Origin of the sequence: Virgibacillus sp. 7505, from assembly GCF_002272135.1 — a bacterium.
In the GTDB taxonomy this organism is placed as follows: Bacteria; Bacillota; Bacilli; order Bacillales; family Amphibacillaceae; genus Terribacillus.
The window spans coordinates 1-225 of record NZ_NPBF01000373.1 but is presented as its reverse complement, the minus strand read 5'-3'; the positions used below and the strand labels follow the sequence as shown (position 1 = coordinate 225).

General features: G+C 50.2%; 2 tRNA genes. Both read left to right on the top strand.

The features are described 5' to 3' along the window. Nucleotide 1 precedes the first annotated feature (1 nt). A tRNA-Trp gene (locus CHH91_RS19395) sits at nt 2–75 on the top strand. Nucleotides 76–90: 15 nt separating this feature from the next. Further along, nucleotides 91–165, top strand: a tRNA-His gene (locus CHH91_RS19390). The last annotated feature ends 60 nt before the right edge of the window (nt 166–225 follow it).

Below are 225 nucleotides of genomic sequence, written 5' to 3'. Positions count from 1 at the left end.
CAGGGGTATAGTTTAATGGTAGAACAACGGTCTCCAAAACCGTCGGTGTGGGTTCAACTCCTACTACCCCTGCCATAACATATGTATCATGGCGGTCGTGGCGAAGGGGTTAACGCACCGGATTGTGGCTCCGGCATTCGTGGGTTCAATTCCCATCGATCGCCCTCCATATAGCTTTAGGCTATAGCCAAGTAAACAGGCTGGGATTCCTATGGAGTCCTTTTA